This is a genomic window from Aeromicrobium sp. NPDC092404 (genome assembly GCF_040684095.1).
Taxonomy (GTDB): Bacteria; Actinomycetota; Actinomycetes; order Propionibacteriales; family Nocardioidaceae; genus Aeromicrobium.
In genome coordinates, this window is sequence record NZ_JBFBFI010000001.1 from 684,197 (window position 1) to 699,703 (window position 15,507).

Annotated in this window: 12 protein-coding genes and 1 riboswitch; of the genes, 5 read left to right on the top strand and 7 right to left on the bottom strand. The window is 68.7% G+C overall.

Going from position 1 to position 15,507, the window contains the following annotated elements:
- Positions 1 to 24: 24 nt before the first annotated feature.
- Positions 25 to 489 carry a 6,7-dimethyl-8-ribityllumazine synthase gene (locus tag AB0N22_RS03505; protein ID WP_364636153.1) on the bottom strand — a complete coding sequence of 155 codons (465 nt, stop codon included), beginning with the start codon at positions 487 to 489 and terminating at the stop codon, positions 25 to 27.
- 50 nt (positions 490 to 539) lie between these two features.
- Positions 540 to 687: riboswitch (FMN riboswitch) on the bottom strand.
- Positions 688 to 811: 124 nt separating this feature from the next.
- Between AB0N22_RS03505 and AB0N22_RS03510 the strand changes: the two genes are divergently transcribed.
- The 3 genes from AB0N22_RS03510 (at position 812) to AB0N22_RS03520 (ending at position 4,860) form a co-directional block, all read left to right on the top strand.
- Positions 812 to 1,801, top strand: coding sequence for a DUF4192 domain-containing protein (locus AB0N22_RS03510; RefSeq protein ID WP_364636155.1), 990 nt, complete (start codon positions 812 to 814; stop codon positions 1,799 to 1,801).
- Between the two features lie 10 nt (positions 1,802 to 1,811).
- Positions 1,812 to 3,290, top strand: a complete 1,479-nt coding sequence (locus AB0N22_RS03515) for a glutamate-cysteine ligase family protein (protein WP_364636157.1) — start codon at positions 1,812 to 1,814, stop codon at positions 3,288 to 3,290.
- Between the two features lie 178 nt (positions 3,291 to 3,468).
- Positions 3,469 to 4,860 (top strand): RNA polymerase sigma factor, encoded by a 1,392-nt coding sequence (locus AB0N22_RS03520; protein WP_364639196.1) that lies wholly within the window; start codon positions 3,469 to 3,471, stop codon positions 4,858 to 4,860.
- A 56-nt stretch (positions 4,861 to 4,916) separates the two neighbouring features.
- Here AB0N22_RS03520 and AB0N22_RS03525 read toward each other — a convergent pair whose 3' ends face one another.
- On the bottom strand, positions 4,917 to 5,651 hold the full coding sequence (locus tag AB0N22_RS03525; RefSeq protein WP_364636159.1) for a hypothetical protein: 735 nt from the start codon (positions 5,649 to 5,651) through the stop codon (positions 4,917 to 4,919).
- 271 nt (positions 5,652 to 5,922) lie between these two features.
- On the opposite strand from AB0N22_RS03525, the gene AB0N22_RS03530 reads away from it, so the two are divergent.
- Positions 5,923 to 7,449 carry a phospholipase D-like domain-containing protein gene (locus tag AB0N22_RS03530; protein ID WP_364636161.1) on the top strand — a complete coding sequence of 509 codons (1,527 nt, stop codon included), beginning with the start codon at positions 5,923 to 5,925 and terminating at the stop codon, positions 7,447 to 7,449.
- A 64-nt stretch (positions 7,450 to 7,513) separates the two neighbouring features.
- Here AB0N22_RS03530 and AB0N22_RS03535 read toward each other — a convergent pair whose 3' ends face one another.
- Positions 7,514 to 7,762, bottom strand: coding sequence for a hypothetical protein (locus tag AB0N22_RS03535; protein ID WP_364636163.1), 249 nt, complete (start codon positions 7,760 to 7,762; stop codon positions 7,514 to 7,516).
- A 152-nt stretch (positions 7,763 to 7,914) separates the two neighbouring features.
- Here AB0N22_RS03535 and AB0N22_RS03540 point away from each other — a divergent pair, with 152 nt between their 5' ends.
- A complete protein-coding gene (locus AB0N22_RS03540) occupies positions 7,915 to 10,014 on the top strand; it encodes a DNA topoisomerase IV subunit B (RefSeq protein ID WP_364639199.1) in 2,100 nt (699 codons plus the stop codon).
- 2 nt (positions 10,015 to 10,016) lie between these two features.
- Here the strand turns inward: AB0N22_RS03540 and AB0N22_RS03545 are convergent, their stop codons facing one another.
- Genes AB0N22_RS03545 through AB0N22_RS03560 form a run of 4 tightly spaced genes read right to left on the bottom strand, consistent with a single transcriptional unit; the run spans position 10,017 to position 15,447 of the window.
- Positions 10,017 to 10,511, bottom strand: a complete 495-nt coding sequence (locus tag AB0N22_RS03545; protein WP_364636165.1) for a carbonic anhydrase — start codon at positions 10,509 to 10,511, stop codon at positions 10,017 to 10,019.
- Between the two features lie 10 nt (positions 10,512 to 10,521).
- Positions 10,522 to 12,264, bottom strand: a complete 1,743-nt coding sequence (locus AB0N22_RS03550) for an MFS transporter (protein WP_364636167.1) — start codon at positions 12,262 to 12,264, stop codon at positions 10,522 to 10,524.
- Complete coding sequence (locus AB0N22_RS03555) at positions 12,261 to 12,974, bottom strand: LppX_LprAFG lipoprotein (RefSeq protein WP_364636169.1); 714 nt, start codon at positions 12,972 to 12,974, stop codon at positions 12,261 to 12,263. The genes AB0N22_RS03550 and AB0N22_RS03555 overlap by 4 nt, the downstream gene beginning before the upstream one ends.
- A 25-nt stretch (positions 12,975 to 12,999) precedes the next feature.
- A complete protein-coding gene (locus tag AB0N22_RS03560; RefSeq protein WP_364636171.1) occupies positions 13,000 to 15,447 on the bottom strand; it encodes a DNA topoisomerase IV subunit A in 2,448 nt (815 codons plus the stop codon).
- Positions 15,448 to 15,507: the final 60 nt, after the last annotated feature.

A 15,507-nucleotide genomic window follows, 5' to 3' on the forward strand; every position in this document is an offset into this window, starting at 1 on the left:
GCCGACAGCGACCTGCCGTGCCGGTCAACCGGTCATCGTGGCGATCCGCTCGAGCGACGCGAGGGTCGCCACGCAGGCACTCGCCGCCTCGGTCCCCTTGATCGCCATGTGCGTGGTGAAGAAGTCGGCGACCGGTCCCTCCTCGCGGAAGTGGTGCGGCGTGAGCACCGCCGACAGCACCGGCACGTCCGTGGCCAGGCCGACCTCCACGAGCGCCGAGACGACCGCCTCGGCCACGAATTCGTGCCGGAAGATTCCCCCGTCGACGACCAGAGCCATCGCGACGACGGCGTCGTACCGACCCGTCAGTGCCAGCAGCCGGGCATGGAGGGGGATCTCGACGGCGCCGGGCACGGTGAACGTGTCGATGCCCGTCTCGGGTGCGACGCGCTGCAGCTCCTCGGCGAACGCGCGCTGGCAGATGCCGACGAGATCCTCGTGCCACTGGGCGCGGACCACGGCGATGCGGTGGGTGGTGGGCTGATTCATGACTCTCCTCGGAGCTGAATCAGGGCTGACCGCGCGACGCAGGGTCGCTCGGTCGTTCTCTCTCATCCGGACTGTGACCGTCGGCCCCGGAGTCACACCGGGTCTGCTGACCCTCCCGGAGGAGGCGCTCGCGGGCTCCGGACGGCTGACGCCGCCCTTACCGCCGGTGGGGACTTCCACCCCGCCCTGAGAACTGTGCCCGGCCGGTTGACCGGGCTCCGACCACGATAGGCCTGTCCACAGGTCCGGGACCAGTCCGCGGCGCCCACAGGGCCCGAGTCGTCGATGGACGACCGGGTCGGCCGGCCGGAAGCGTGGTGGCATGACGCAGACGCCCTCGGTCTACACGGCCCACGACATCCCTGATCTCCTCAACGCCCTGCCCACGCTGTTCGGCTTCCGGCCCGAGGAGTCCCTCGTCGCGATCGCGACCTCCGGACCACGGCGTCGGTTCGGCTTCCGGCTGCGGGTCGACATGCCGTCGCGCGAGCAGGTGGACGATCTCGCCGAGGTCGTCGTCGGTCACCTGTCGCGCCACGGAGCCGAGGGCGCGATCGTCATGGCGGTGACCCTGGATCAGGAGGTCGCGCAGGCGCTGCTGGCCGCGATCGAGCGTCTGCTCCCGCCGATCACCCTGGTCGTGGCGGTCAGAGCCGACGGTGACCGCTACTGGTCCGACGAGCCCGGGTTCCCGCCGGGCGGCCTCGCCTACGAGACGTCCGACCACCACCTGGCGGTGGTCCAGGCGATCGCCGCGGGCCAGCAGATCCTGCCGGATCGGCAGGCTCTGGTCGATCGCTTCGCCGCCGTCGCCGGTCCCCGACGCGCCTGGCTGGAGCAGGCAGCCGACGAGATCCTGCGGCAGGTCGTGCCGTTGATGGCGCGAACGTCGGAGGACGACCTCGCCTCGGTGGGGATGCAGCAGGTCCAGCCGATCCTCGACCGAGGCCTGGCCGGCGAACGGCTCAGCGACGACGACATCACCCGGTTCTCCGTCTGGGTCAACGGGATCCCGGTCCGCGACGAGGTGTGGAACCAGATCACGGGGGAGACGGCGGACGACATGCTGCGACTGCTGACGCTGGTCTCCCGCAGCGTCGTCCCACCGTTCGAACCTGCGGTCCTCAGTCTGGCGGCCTTCGCGGCCTGGCTGACCGGCGACGGCGCGCAGGCCCTGATCGCCGTGGAGCGCGCGCTGCGCGCCGACGAGACGTATTCGATGGCCCGCCTGATGCTCCAGATGCTGGAGGGCGGGATTGCTCCGTCGCACTGGCTCGCTCTTCGAGCCGCCGACTGCCGCTCATCCCCATAGGCTGTCTCGCATGGGACAGGACGTCGACGCTCGGGAGTTCAGCCGCGAGGACCGTACGCGCTATCGCGCCAAGGTGCGCCGGTGCCTCGACGTCTTCGCCCGCATGCTGAGCGAGCACGACCTGTCCTTCCAGCACACCCATGTCGGCATCGAGATCGAGTTCAACCTCGTCGACAGCCAGGGCGATCCGGCCCTCAAGAACGCCGAGGCGCTCGCGGCGATCGCTGACGAGGACTTCCAGACCGAGCTCGGCCTGTTCAACGTGGAGATCAACGTGCCGCCGGCACGGATCGCCGGGAACGGGCTCGACGAGCTGCAGGCGTCCCTCCGCGACGACCTGAACCACGCGCAGGCCAAGGCCGCCGAGGTCGGCGCCCACCTGCTGATGATCGGCATCCTGCCGACGTTGCAGGAAGGGCACTTCAGCAGGGAGTCCATCTCGGCCAACCCGCGCTACCACCTGTTGTCGGAGCAGATCCTCAACGCCCGCGGCGAGGACATCGAGATCGTCATCGACGGAGTCGACCGGCTCGACACGACCGCGGACACGATCATCCCCGAGGCCGCCTGCACCAGCACCCAGCTGCACCTGCAGGTCGAGCCCGACGAGTTCGCGCCGATGTGGAACGCCGCCCAGGCGATCGCGGCGGTCCAGGTCGCGGTGGGGGCCAACTCGCCGTTCCTGCTGGGCCAGCAGCTCTGGCACGAGACCCGCATCGCGCTGTTCGAGCAGGCCACCGACACCCGCAGCGAGGAGCTCAAGGCGCAGGGGGTCCGGCCGCGGGTGTTCTTCGGCGAGCGCTGGATCACCTCCGTCTTCGACCTCTTCGAGGAGAACGTCCGCTACTTCCCGGCCTTGCTGCCGATCGTCGACGAGGAGGACCCGCTGGTCGAGCTCGAGGCCGGCCGGGTGCCTCACCTGCCTGAGCTCCGGCTGCACAACGGCACGATCTACCGCTGGAACCGGCCGATCTACGACGTCGCCGACGGCCGGCCGCACCTGCGCATCGAGAACCGGCTGCTGCCGGCCGGTCCGACCGTTGCCGACACGATGGCCAATGCCGCTTTGTTCTATGGGCTCGTCAAGGTGCTGGGCACCAGCGATCGCCCGGTCTGGTCCCAGCTGTCGTTCCGTGCCGCCGAGGACAACTTCCACCAGGCCGCCCGTGCCGGCATCGACACCGACATCTACTGGCCGTCGGTGGGCACGGTGTCAGCACGGGAGCTGGTCCTGCGGCAGCTCCTTCCGCTGGCCCACGCCGGGCTCGAGGAGATGGAGGTCGACTCCGCCGTCAGCGACCGGCTCCTGGGCATCATCGAGCAGCGTTGCATCACGGGTCGCAACGGGGCGACCTGGCTGATCGACGAGTTCGCCCACCACCGCAGCTCGACGACCGATCGCGCGGACGCCATGAGGGCGACGACGCAGGCGTACGAGGAGCACATGCACCAGGGCGATCCGGTGCACACCTGGCCCACGCGCTCCTGAGAGGACCCTGAGATGCCGGGGGTTGGCTCCTCATGGCACACTTGAGCCAGAGGTTGACCACAGGCCTCTTTGTTGCGCCCATCTACCGCTTTGTGAGGTTGACGTGCCGGTGAATCCCGCAGCAGGATTGCCGATCCGCGCCGTGAAGAAGCTGCTCGGGGGAGCCAAGGAAGAGCCTGTGGAAGAACCCAAGAAGGCCCCGGCCAAGAAGACAGCCAGCACGACAGCGGCCAAGAAGGCTGCCCCCGCCAAGACCCCGGCCAAGAAGGCCACCACACCGTCCCGTTCCCCGGCCAAGACAGAAGTGACAGTGACCAAGACCGCATCCAGCACCACCGCCAAGAAGACCGCAGCGAAGAAAGCCCCGGCCAAGAAGGCCGCGCCCAGGAAGGCCGCGCCCAAGAAGGGTGCCGAGCCTCAGGAGGAGTCGAAGATTCCCGCGGGCATCGACCTGGCCGACGCCCTCGAGGTGCCGCCCGTCGCTGATGGCACCGTGATGGTCGACGCCCAGGGCAAGAAGATCCTGCCGGACATCCCCGACGAGGAGTTCGAGAAGGACCTCGCGACGGACCCGACGCTCAAGGAGGACGAGCAGTCGTCCTTCACGATCTCGGCCGCCGACGAGAGCGACGAGCCGGTCCAGCAGGTCATGGTCGCCGGCGCCACCGCCGACCCGGTCAAGGACTACCTCAAGCAGATCGGCAAGGTCTCGCTGCTGACCGCCGGCCAGGAGGTCGAGCTGGCCAAGCGCATCGAGGCCGGCCTCTTCGCCGAGGAGAAGCTCGCCAAGGGCGGCCGCATCTCGGCCAAGATGCTCGAGGAGCTCGAGTGGATCACGATCGACGGCCGCCGCGCCAAGAACCACCTGCTCGAGGCCAACCTGCGCCTCGTCGTCTCACTGGCCAAGCGCTACACCGGTCGCGGCATGCTGTTCCTCGACCTGATCCAGGAGGGCAACCTCGGCCTGATCCGCGCGGTCGAGAAGTTCGACTACACCAAGGGCTTCAAGTTCTCGACGTATGCCACCTGGTGGATCCGCCAGGCGATCACCCGCGCCATGGCCGACCAGGCCCGCACGATCCGCATCCCCGTCCACATGGTCGAGGTCATCAACAAGCTCGCCCGCGTGCAGCGCCAGATGCTCCAGGACCTCGGTCGCGAGCCCACCCCCGAGGAGCTCGCGATCGAGCTCGACATGACGCCCGAGAAGGTTGTCGAGGTCCAGAAGTACGGCCGTGAGCCCATCAGCCTCCACACCCCCCTCGGCGAGGACGGCGACTCGGAGTTCGGCGACCTGATCGAGGACTCGGAGGCGATCGTCCCGGCCGATGCCGTGTCCTTCACGCTCCTGCAGGAGCAGCTGCACGCGGTCCTCGACACCCTCTCGGAGCGCGAGTCCGGCGTCGTCTCGATGCGGTTCGGTCTCACGGACGGCCAGCCCAAGACGCTCGACGAGATCGGCAAGGTCTACGGCGTCACGCGCGAGCGCATCCGCCAGATCGAGTCCAAGACCATGAGCAAGCTGCGTCACCCGTCGCGCTCGCAGGTGCTGCGCGACTACCTCGACTGACCACAGGCAAGAGAACGCCCCCTCATCCGACTGGATGAGGGGGCGTCGTCATGGCGTCAGTTGCGCGACAGCCAAGGCGTCAGCTGGATGACCTGGGCCGCGTCGCGCGATCCGGCTCCGTAGTACTTCGCGCTGATCGGATCGACGTAGAAGTTCGGCCCGTCCTCGACGAGCGCTTCCCGGCTCGCCTGCGCCTGCTGCCGGACGGTTGCACCCTTCCGCGCCGCGTCGACGAGGAAGGGGTACATGAACGACGCGGCACCCACACGCACCTGGTTGGGGTTGCCGAGGCACGAACGCGGGATGTACAGCTGCACGTAGCCACCGACGCCGGCCTTGCCCGACGCCTTGACCCGCCCGGTGGACGACCACGACGCGCAGTAGGTGTCGCTGTTGCTGGTCTCGCTGGGGTAGACCTCGGCCCATGCTTCGTCGCCCTCGACGCCTGCGGTGAAGTTCGCGTCCTCGTCGACGCCACCGTTGAGCTTGATGCTTCCGCCTACCGTCCCGTAGTCACTACCGAGACGGTGCAGGTCGACGCGGATCGACAGGAACTCCTTGCCGTGGTTGGCCTTGAGGCTCTTGGCGTCGATGCTGCCGCCGGTGATGGCCTCCTGATACGTGCCCTGGGAGGCGAGCTTGAGGCGGCCCTCTTCGGGGTCCGAGGTGTAGAGAACGTCGTAGCGCTTGTCGTCGACCGCTGCGGACTCAGCGGTCGCTGTCGCGGCCGAGCCGATCAGGGCAGCTGAGGCCGTTGCTGCGACCAGAGCCACGCGGATGGTGTGACGCATGGGAGTTTCCTTCCGGGCTGGGAGTGGGAGCGCCTCCGGGGAGGCTCTTTCACGCTAACCCTCTTCGATGCCGTCCGCTCGTGATCAGACAATCTTTCTTGAGCTCGGTTCGCGGTCCGAGGACCGGCGCGCCAGTCGTTGCGCTAGCGCGGACGAGTCCGGCGCGGTCTGCGTTAGACTGTCTCGACCTGTCACGTGCACGACGAACGTCTCGGAGACCAGACCTGTGCAAAAAACGAACCGATCCACGCGTGGCCTTCGTGCCCTCGGCGTGGGTGCACTGGCCGCGACCCTGATCCTCGGACTGGGTGCCGGGGCGTCCGGAGAGGTCGATCCGACCGTGCCGGTCGCCGCCGACGCCACGACCGACTCGCCCACGGACCCGACGCCGAGCGTCCCGGCGCCCGACCAGGTCGACTCCGAGGAGCCGGCGCCGGCCAAGGCCGGTCCCACGGTCTCCGGCAGCCCCTACGGCGGTGACTACCCGGTGACGCTCGAGAGCAACTTCTCGCGTCCCTACAAGTCGATCTCCAGCGCGGCCAACAGCGACTTCTCGCTGCTCGACGACCTGGAGCGCCTGATCCGCGGGACCTACCGTGACCCGCGGACCGGCGCGACCCGGTCGTCGGCCTCCAGGGCCGACAACTACGTCCTCATGTCGATCTCCCGCATGGAGAACTCCCATCGCGTCGGACGCGAGCTCGTCCGCGCGGCCAAGGCCGGCGTCAAGGTCCGGGTCATCCACGGCAAGGCCTCGCAGTCGAAGGAGTCGCGTGCGCTCGCGTCCGCCCTCAAGCGCGCGACCTACAAGGGCAAGCACTACGGCGCGTACCACATCTGCTCCAAAGGCAAGAGCCTCGCGTGCCTGTCCAGCCAGAGCGCCGCGATCATGCACAGCAAGATCCTGCTGATCGGCAACACGTTCACCCGTGACAAGAAGAACGCCCAAGGCGTGCTGTGGACCGGCTCGGCCAACCTCGGTGGCCCGAGCGGTGAGCGCACCTACAACAACGGCCTCACGGTCTACAACGACAGGAAGCTGTCGTTGCAGCTCCGACGCATGTGGAGCGACATGTGGGCCGAGCGGAACATCGGGTCCAGCTACCTGCAGTACGTCCGCGACCACTACACGAAGTACGGGTACTACGGCGGCGCCGACGGCTACAGCACGAGCTTCGCCCAGTACGGCATGTTCTACTCCAACCTCGCCAACGTGACGGTCTATGCGACGCCGATCTTCGCGACGCCGAACAACGGCAAGGATCCCGTGCTGAACCTGCTCAACCGGATCGTGCCCGACGACCAGTGCCGCATCCGGCTCCAGCAGAACCGGTTCAAGTACCGCCGCATCTCGGTGGCGCACAAGCTCGTGGAGCTCGCCGACGGCGGTTGCAAGATCTCCGGCGTCTACTTCGAGGACGACCTCAAGGTCAACCGGGTGGCGCACTGCCAGCAGTACATCCGCATCTGCCGGCCGATCCTCGACGTGTTCAAGACGTCGAACCGCCGCATCGAGGCGGCGTGGGCCAAGCCGCACGACAAGACGATCCTGGTCGACGCGATCCTCAAGCCCAACAAGCTCAACAAGGACGAACAGCTGCCGTCGGGTGGGACGTGGCCCAGCGCCGGGTCGCGCACCAAGCTGGTGCAGGCCGGCTCGGCCGCGCTGACGGGGTCCAACCTCATCGCCAGCGACGAGGTCACGACCGAGACCACCGATGCGGCGGTCTACGACGACTACCTCGAGCACTTCAAGGCGATCCTGAAGTCGCGCGAGTACCGCAGCTACCCGTACTGAGCAGATGCGAAGGGCCCGGCCAGATGATCTGGCCGGGCCCTTCGCTGTGCTGACTGGGTGAGGCTCAGGCCTCTTCGTCGGCGAACGACGACGTCGGTGTGGCCGCGAGTCGCTCGCTCTCGTCGTGGATGTGGGCGGACATCTCGCGGAGCTTGTCCTCGTGCTGCCGCGCGTGGTGGGCGCAGAACAGCAGCTCGCCACCGCCGCCGAGCGTCACGCGGACATAAGCCTGAGCGCCGCAGCGGTCGCAGCGGTCGAGGGAGCTCAGCATGGGGGCTGTCAGTGTTGTCACGGTGACCTTCTCTCTGAGCATTTCGGCGGTTCTGACTTGATCAACATCCAATCACGGGGTGCTATTCCGCGTGGTCGTTCGTGACCTACGACATACATACTCCCCGAGCGGGACAAATCGACGCAGGCGCGCGGTCGGGGCGCGTGTCATGCCGGCTGCGTCCGGCGACGCAGATAGTCTGGGAGGAGCTCGACCAGCTCGAAAGGCACCCGATCATCGACAGCACCTATGACGCACGCAACCTCCTCGTCCTCGAGGGGTTGGAGGCCGTCCGCAAACGTCCCGGCATGTACGTCGGCTCGACCGACACCCGCGGTCTCATGCACTGCTTGTGGGAGATCATCGACAACTCGGTCGACGAAGCGCTGTCCGGCTACGGCACGCACATCCGGGTGGCGCTCAACGACGACGGGTCGGTCGAGGTGCAGGACGACGGGCGCGGGGTGCCAGTCGACATCGAGAAGAAGACCGGTCTGACCGGCGTCGAGGTCGTCTACACCAAGCTCCACGCGGGCGGGAAGTTCGGCGGTGGCTCCTACGTCGCGACCGGCGGCCTGCACGGCGTGGGCGCCTCGGTCGTCAACGCCTTGTCGTCGCGACTCGACGTCGAGGTCGACAAGGGCGGCGCCACGTGGGCGATGTCGTTCCGCCGGGGCGTGCCGGGCGTGTTCGCCGGCGACGGCCCCGACGCGGACTTCACCCCGACCAACGAGCTGCGCAAGATCGGCAAGGTCGCCAAGGCTCGGACGGGCACGCGCGTGCGCTACTGGGCGGACCCGCAGATCTTCATCAAGGGCGCCAAGTTCGCCTACGAGGAGCTCGTCGCACGGGCGCGCCAGACCTCGTTCCTCGTGCCGGGCCTCGAGATCGTCATCAGCGACCGGCGCGGCGACGAGCCGCACGAGGAGAAGTTCCGCCACGACGGCGGCATCACCGAGTTCTGCGAGTTCCTCGCGACCGACGAGCCCGTCAGCGACGTGCTGCGCCTCCAGGGCGAGGACGTGTTCACCGAGACCGTCCCGCTGCTGGACGACAAGGGTCACATGACGCCGCAGGACATCGAGCGGAGGCTCGGCGTCGACATCGCCGTGCGATGGGGCACCGGATACGACACGCACGTGCAGTCGTTCGTCAACATCATCGCCACGCCCAAGGGCGGCACCCACCTCAACGGCTTCGAACGCGGCGTCACCAAGACGTTCAACGACGTGCTGCGAACCACCCGGCTGCTCAAGTCCGGCGACGCCGACGTCATCAAGGACGACGCGCTCGAGGGCATGACCGCGGTGGTGACCGTACGCCTGGCGGAGCCGCAGTTCGAGGGCCAGACCAAGGAGGTCCTCGGCACGCCGGCGGTCACCAAGATCGTCAACCAGGTCGTCTCCCGCGAGCTCAAGGCGTTCCTGACGTCCACCAAGGCCGCGCACAAGGCCAAGGCGCGTCGGGTCATGGAGAAGGTCGTCGACGCCTCCAAGACCCGGTTGGCCGCCCGTCAGCACCGCGACACCCAGCGGCGCAAGAACGCACTCGAGTCGAGTGCGCTGCCGGCCAAGCTGGCGGACTGCCGCAGCAACGACGTCGAGCGCTCGGAGCTGTTCATCGTCGAGGGCGACTCGGCCCTCGGCACCGCCAAGTCGGCCCGCGACTCGGAGTTCCAGGCCCTGCTGCCGATCCGGGGCAAGATCCTCAACGTCCAGAAGGCCAGCATCGGCGACATGCTCAAGAATGCCGAGTGCTCGTCGATCATCCAGGTCGTCGGCGCGGGCTCCGGCCGTACGTTCGACGTCGACGCGGCCCGCTACGGACGCATCATCTTCATGGCGGACGCAGACTCCGACGGGGCGCACATCCGGTGCCTGCTGGCCACCCTGTTCTTCCGCTACATGCGTGAGCTGGTCGACGCGGGCCGGGTCTACACCGCCGTCCCGCCGTTGCACCGCATCGAGCTGTCCAACCCCAAGAAGGGCCAGGACAAGTACGTCTACACCTACTCGGACGCTGAGCTGCAGCGCAAGCTCGCCGAGCTCCAGCGCAAGAACATCCGTTGGAAGGACCCGGTCCAGCGCTACAAGGGCCTCGGCGAGATGGACGCCAGTCAGCTGGCCGAGACCACGATGGACCCGCGGCACCGCACGCTGCGGCGACTCACGGTCGACGACGGCGAGGAGGCCTCGTCGGTCTTCGAGCTGTTGATGGGCAACGAGGTGCCCCCGCGCAAGGAGTTCATCGTGCAGGGTGCCTACGAGATCGACGCGGACCGCATCGACGCCTGAGCTCAGGCGACGGGCTTGAGCAGCCCGGTGTCGACGTCGTAGACGAACCCGCCGACGAGGATGTCGTCGCCGATGAGCGGGTGGCTGCGCACGCGCATGACGTCAGCGCGCACGGTGTTCTCCTGGTCGACGATCGCGCCGAGGGTCATCCACGACGCGTCGGTGCCGGCGGCGTCGCCGACCCGCGCCTTGAGCTCGTCCTCCGTCGACGACGCCATCGCGCACCGGGTGTGCTCCACGATGAGGACGCGGCGCACCTGCAGCAGGGTCACGCCGAGCACCAGGGCGACGAGCGCCTGGTCGGTGACCCGGCCTCCGGGATTGCGCAGGATCTTGGCGTCGCCGGGGCCGAGGCCGATCATCCGCAGCGGGTCGATCCGCGAGTCCATGCAGGTCACCATGGCCACGCCGGCGTGCGCGATGCCGTCGAACCCGGAGAACCCGAATTCCTCGGCGTAGTCGCGATTGGCGGCCAGCAAGTCGTCGAAGTCAGGCATGGGCGACAGATTATCGGGTGGCTGTCGGGTCCTCGTCACGGAGGACCACCAAGGCGAGGACCGCGGCCACGAGGGCGCACACGGCAGCGCCGACGAACACGGCGTGCAGCTGAGTGATGCCGGCGTCACGCACGGCATCCTTGTACGCCTGGCAGAGCGTCGCCTTGCCCTCGCACAGCTCGGCGGCCGGCGGGATCTTCTCCGAGGCGTGGTAGAACGCCCGCAGGCCGATCGTCGTGAGGGCGGAGATGCCGAGCAGCATGCCGACCATGCGCGCGACGATCAGCAGCGCCGACGCGACGCCGTGGACCGCGTCGGCGGTATGAGCGAGCAGGACGGCGTTGACCGGCGCGATCGCGAGGCCGAAGCCCAGGCCGCCGAGGACGAGTGACCAGGTCTCGACCGGGCGGTCGAGCGACTGCGCGTCCCACGTCGACATGTGCCAGAACGCGATGGCGCTCATCACCATGGCCGCCGACGTGAGGATCGACGCCGGGACCTTGCGCAGGAGCCATCCACCCAGCACCGCGCCGATCGGCAGCGCGACGAGGAAGCGTACGAGGACCAGTGCGGCGTCGAGCTGGGAGTCGCGGTGCACCGTGAGCCGGGCGAAGAACGGGATGTCGACGAGTGCCGCGATCAGGGCCGCGCCGACGAAGAACGAGACGACCAGAGCTCCCCATGCGGGCGTGGCGCTCAGGGCGCGGCGGGGGATCAGCGGCCGTGTCGCGCGCCGCTGCCGCACGGCGAAACCGGCGAATGCGACGATCGCGATCGGCACGAGCCACGGCGCCTGGTCGGAGATGGCGGCACTCTCGGGCTCGGCGGACGCGAACGTCAGGATGACCGCTCCGAGGCCCGTGGTGAGCAGCAGCGCGCCGGAGATGTCGGTGTCACGGGCCAAGGCCGGCCAGTCGCGCCATCCGACGAGCGGGCGGCGCGCCGTGGCCTGACGCAGCACGAAGAGCACCAGGATCCCGTACGCCGTGAGGGCGAGCGGGGTGAGCCAGCGGGAATCGCCGGTGACCGGCAGGAACGCCAGTCCGCTCGTCACGCCGTCGGCCAGCCGGCGGGGCTCGAGCATCACGACTGCCAGGCAGGCCAGGGCGAGGGTGGCCAGGGCGGCCCCGAGGACATCGAACCGATGGGTCGTCGGGGACTGCTCGCTCGGCACGGCGTCACGGCGCGTGAGCATCGCGGCGGCCAGCACGAGTCCGATCGCGCAGTTCAGCCAGAAGATCAGGCGCCAGTCACCGAACGCCAGCACGACAGCCCCGTAGAGCGGACCCAGGACGCTGCCCAGCTCCTGCACGGCGCCGACGATCCCGAGCGGCAGCCCGCGGCGGTGGGGCGGCCACAGGTCGGCGACGAGGGCCAACGTCGGCGGGATCAGTCCGCCGCCTCCGATGCCCTGGATCAGCCGGCCCAGGACGATGCTCTCGAGGTTGTAGGCAGCCGCCGTGACGAGCGAGCCGACTGCGAACACCACGAGCGATCCGAGCAGCACGGGGATCCGTCCGCGCAGGTCGGAGATGCGGCCGATGAGCGGGAGCACGCCGACGTAGCCGAGCAGGAAGCCCGACACGATCGGCGCAGCCCGCTGCAGCTCGTCGAGGTCGAGACCCGTCGAGGTCATCATGTCGGGCAGCGCGAGCACCACGACGTACGTGTCCGCCGCAGCGAAGGAGATCGCGACGGCAGCCAGCCCCAGCAGCACCTTCGAGGCGGGACTGATGGCCTCCTGGGAAGTCATCGACCGGCGCGGGACGGCGGCTCGATGGTGACGGGGGTGTCGGAGGTCGTGAGCTTGACGGTGTAGGTGACGTCTCCGCCGTTGGGGTAGAACGGCCCCTTCAGCGTTGCGTCGCGCAGTACGTCGTCGTCGTCGAGCCGGTAGGTCACGGCGAACGTCTTGCCCTCGGCAGCCGACGGGATGATGTCCTTGACCAGGCTGCCGGGCAGGGTGCCGCGGATCGTGGTCAGCACGTCCTCACCGTCCCGGGACTTCTCACCCTCGTCGAGCTTCTCGGTCTTCGCGAGGATCTGGCTGATCCCGGTCTCGGTGTCGAGCAGCGACGCCGGGTCAGGCGCCTTGAGCGATGCCGGGTCGATCGTGAGGAAGACGGGCGCGAAGCTCGTCTTGGCGTAGACCTTGCCGTCGACCGCGACGACGTCGGCATCGAGGCTGGATCCGCCGGTGACGACCTTGACCTTGCCCTCGAACGCGGGCGAGTGGTTGCCCTTGCCCTTGGCCGACAGCAGCCCGGTCACACCGGAGGGCAGCTTCTCGGTGGCCAGCGAGATCGTGATGGTCTCCGCGTCGTCGAGACCCGCCTTGGCATCGGTCAATCGCGCCTGCAGCTTGGCCGGGTCGCCACCCTTGTCCCCGTCCGAGGAGCCGGTGCAGCCGGCGAGCATCAGGGCCGAGGCGGCGACGGTGAGGATCAGGTGTCTGGTGCGCACGGCTCAGTGTTGCACGCTCGACGGCTCAGATCGCGAGTGAACCGGCCGGACCGGACACCGCCAGGATGGGCTGGGCCGCAGGCACGCCGGACCCGTCACGACGGTCGGTGGGCTCGGGCAGGTCGACCGGCGATCCGCTCGTGGCGCACGCCATCGGCCGGCCGTCGCCGACCCAGGCCAGCAGCAGCCCGTCCTCGCCCTTGAGCAGCCGCTGGCAGCGGACGCCGCCGGTGGCCCGGCCCTTGGCGGGGTAGATCGCCATCGGGCTGACCTTGACGGCGCCGTTCTGGGTGCCGGGCAGCGCGTCGCCCGATCCGGCGATCGTGACGACGTGGGCCGAGTCGATGTCGCTGACCGCCCCGAACGACACCGCCCTGGCCCCGGGAGCCAGCTTGATGCCCGCGACGCCGCCGCCCGCGCGTCCCTGCGGGCGCACGAGGGAGGCCGGGAAGTGCAGGAGCTGCGCGTCGGAGGTCACGAACACGAGCTCCTCGTCGCCCGTCGCCAGCTCGACCGCACCGACCAGGGCGTCGCCGTCGTCGAGCGAGATGATGTCCCACGAGTCACGCGACAGCTGCTCGGGCTTGACCCGCTTGACGACGCCCGAACGAGTGCCCAGCGCCAGGCCGGGCCCCGAGTCGCTGAGCCGCGTCAGGGCCAGCACCGTGCCTTCGAGGCCGGGGATCTCACGCAGCGGCATGCCGCCCTGGAGGTTGGGGGACTGGGCTGTCGGAGGGAGCGCCGGCAGCTCGAGCACCGAGATGCGCTGGATTCGGCCGTCGGACATGACGACGCCGATCTCACCACGGGCCGTCGTGCGTACGGCCGACACGATCGTGTCGTGCTTGACGCGACGGTCGACGTCACCCAGCGGCGAGTCGTCGGACGTGCGGGCCAGCAGGCCGGTCCCCGACAGAAGGGCCCAGCAGGGGTCGTCGGCGACCTCGAGCGGCGAGGCGGCCGTCGCGGTCTGGCCCGACGACTCCAGGAGCACCGTGCGGCGCGGGGTGCCGAAGGTCTGCGCCATCTCGTTGAGCTCGTCGCCGACGACGCCGCGGAGGACCTGCTCGTCGGCGAGGATCGCGTCGAGCTGGTCGATGAGCGTGCGGAGCTCGGCGATCTCGCGCTCGACCTCGATCCGGTCGTACTTGGTGAGCCGCCCGAGGGTCAGGTCGAGGATGTAGGTCGCCTGGATGTCGGACAGGTCGAACACTGTCATGAGGCGTTCCTTGGCCTCGGTGCGGTTCTCGCTCGCGCGGATCAGCTGGATGACCTCGTCGATGTCGACCAACGCGAGCATCAGGCCGTCCAGCAGGTGCAGGCGGTCCGCAGCCTTGCCCCGGCGGAACTGCGTGCGACGGCGCACGACCTCGATGCGGTGGCCGAGGTAGACCTCCAGCATCTCCTTGAGCCCCAGCGTGCGGGGCTGGCCGTCGACCAGGGCCACGGCGTTGATGCCGAACGAGCTCTCCATCGGGGTGCTCTTGTAGAGCTGCTCGAGGATCGTCTCGGGGATGAATCCGTTCTTGATCTCGATGACGAGGTTGAGACCCTTGTGCCGATCGGTGAGGTTCTTGATGTCCGAGATGCCCTGGAGCTTCTTGGCCTGGACGAGCTTCTTGATGGCCTCGATGACCTTCTCGGGGCCCACGTTGTAGGGCAGCTCGGTGATGACGATGCCCTTGCGCCGTGCGGTGACGTTCTCGATGCGGGCCGACGCGCGCATGCGGAACGAGCCGTTGCCCGTGGCGTACGCGTCGCGGATCCCCTCGAGGCCGACGATCTTGCCGCCGGTGGGCAGGTCGGGCCCGGGGATGAACCGCATCAGGTCGTCGAGGTCGGCGGACGGGTGGTTGATCAGGTGACGCAGCGCCTGCACGACCTCGATCAGGTTGTGCGGGGCGATGTTGGTCGCCATGCCGACGGCGATGCCGCTGGCCCCGTTGACGAGCAGGTTGGGCAAGGCCGCCGGCAGCACGACCGGCTCGGTCTCGCGGCCGTCGTAGTTGGGCTTGAAGTCGACGGTGTCCTCGTTGATCGACGCCGTCATCGCCTCGGCTGCGGCGTCCATCCGGACCTCGGTGTAGCGCATGGCGGCCGGCGGGTCGTCCTGCGACCCGAAGTTGCCGTGTCCGTCGGCGAGCGGCAGCCGGAGCGACCAGGTCTGGATCAGGCGCACGAGCGCGTCGTAGATCGCGCCGTCGCCGTGAGGGTGGAGCCGGCCCATGACCTCACCGACGACGCGCGCGCTCTTGACGTGGCCCCGGTCGTGCCGGAGGTTGAGGTCGTCCATCGTGTAGAGGATGCGTCGCTGCACCGGCTTGAGGCCGTCGCGCGCGTCGGGCAGGGCGCGGGCGTAGATCACCGAGTAGGCGTACTCGAGGAAGCTCGAACGCATCTCGTCGCTCACGTCGGTGTCGACGATGTGCTCCTCGAAGTCCTCCTCGGGAGCCTGCTTGCTGGTGCGGGCCATGCCTTCTCTCCTGTGGTGCCTGTCGTGCGCTGCTCAGTGGTCCATTTTCGCCGGTCTGAC

Bases quoted from the DNA above. Each gene is read 5' to 3' on its own strand.
- AB0N22_RS03505 (WP_364636153.1), bottom strand. From the start codon at position 489: ATGAATCAGCCCACCACCCACCGCATCGCCGTGGTCCGCGCCCAGTGG.
- AB0N22_RS03510 (WP_364636155.1), top strand. From the start codon at position 812: ATGACGCAGACGCCCTCGGTCTACACGGCCCACGACATCCCTGATCTC.
- AB0N22_RS03515 (WP_364636157.1), top strand. From the start codon at position 1,812: ATGGGACAGGACGTCGACGCTCGGGAGTTCAGCCGCGAGGACCGTACG.
- AB0N22_RS03525 (WP_364636159.1), bottom strand. From the start codon at position 5,651: ATGCGTCACACCATCCGCGTGGCTCTGGTCGCAGCAACGGCCTCAGCT.
- AB0N22_RS03535 (WP_364636163.1), bottom strand. From the start codon at position 7,762: ATGCTCAGAGAGAAGGTCACCGTGACAACACTGACAGCCCCCATGCTG.
- AB0N22_RS03545 (WP_364636165.1), bottom strand. From the start codon at position 10,511: ATGCCTGACTTCGACGACTTGCTGGCCGCCAATCGCGACTACGCCGAG.
- AB0N22_RS03550 (WP_364636167.1), bottom strand. From the start codon at position 12,264: ATGACTTCCCAGGAGGCCATCAGTCCCGCCTCGAAGGTGCTGCTGGGG.
- AB0N22_RS03560 (WP_364636171.1), bottom strand. From the start codon at position 15,447: ATGGCCCGCACCAGCAAGCAGGCTCCCGAGGAGGACTTCGAGGAGCAC.